The organism is Caballeronia arationis (assembly GCF_001544975.2).
GTDB lineage: Bacteria > Pseudomonadota > Gammaproteobacteria > Burkholderiales > Burkholderiaceae > Caballeronia > Caballeronia arationis.
The window spans coordinates 1-613 of record NZ_FCOG02000581.1 but is presented as its reverse complement, the minus strand read 5'-3'; the positions used below and the strand labels follow the sequence as shown (position 1 = coordinate 613).

Annotated in this window: 1 protein-coding gene; it reads right to left on the bottom strand. The window is 63.5% G+C overall.

What is annotated here, in order from left to right; all coding sequences use genetic code 11:
• A partial coding sequence (locus tag AWB81_RS43975) for an IS30 family transposase (RefSeq protein WP_144444436.1) occupies positions 1-564 on the bottom strand: 564 nt, incomplete at its 3' end.
• Between the last annotated feature and the right edge of the window lie 49 nt (positions 565-613).

Genomic DNA, 613 nt, shown 5'->3' with positions numbered 1-613 from the left:
GATGAAATCGCCTTCCCAATGCCCAGGCAGCAGGCGGTCCTCGATTTCGGGCGGGCGCACGTGGATACTGACCATGTCGGGAATCTGCCCGCGCCGGTCGGTGCCGCGCGTGCGGGACATGCGGGTGCTGAGGCCGTGGCGCAGGCAGGCAATCAACTGGCGGCGCAGTTCGCCGCGCGGCTGAGCGTAAATAGCCGTGTAGATGGTTTCGTGCGAAACGTGCCGGGTCGGGTCGGTCGGGTACATCCGCTTGAGTGTGCCCGATATCTGCTGGGGCGACCACTTCCACTCGAGCAAGGTGACAACAACCCGCCAGCGAACGCCCTGCAGGCAAAGCTTGGCGGGACGGCGGCCCGCGCTACGGCGGGCGGCGCTCAGCGCTTGAGCCGGCACCGATGCGTAGCCAGTGGCGGAGCTGTTTCGCATCAGCTCGCGACTGATGGTCGCTGGTGAACGCCCGAGCATCAGGGCCATGGCCCTGATGCTCACGTCCTGCAGTCGTAGGCTTGCGATGGCAAGGCGTTCTTCAGGTTGAAGTTGCTGATACGAAGTTTTGTCGGGCATTGCGACACCTTATACGACATAGGTGTTGCACTTCGCTTTTGATAGCGCC